The following is a 247-nucleotide window of genomic DNA, read 5'->3' on the forward strand; positions in this document are numbered from 1 at the left end:
ACTCAGTTCAACGGTGATGTCCGTTGACTTCTGCTCGCCCAGACCCGCCACTTCTGTCGCGGTCACCACAATATCGTGCACATTGGGGGCGGTTTCGTAATCGTTCGAGAACGCGGTGACGCCCGCCGCCGTCAGACTGATCGCACCGCTGACTGCGTCGATCTCAAACAAGGCTTCATTGGCATCGTTGTACACGTTGGTGGTAATGGAATACGTCACCGCCTCGCCGTCACCATCGGTGGCCGAC

General features: G+C 58.3%; 1 protein-coding gene. It reads right to left on the bottom strand.

Translation table 11 applies throughout. The features are described from left to right. Window positions 1-247 (bottom strand): cadherin repeat domain-containing protein (locus tag JIG40_RS23000; protein WP_199464629.1); only part of this gene is annotated, 247 nt, incomplete at both ends.

Source organism: Vibrio sp. bablab_jr001, assembly GCF_016464285.1.
In the GTDB taxonomy this organism is placed as follows: domain Bacteria; phylum Pseudomonadota; class Gammaproteobacteria; order Enterobacterales; family Vibrionaceae; genus Vibrio; species Vibrio fluvialis.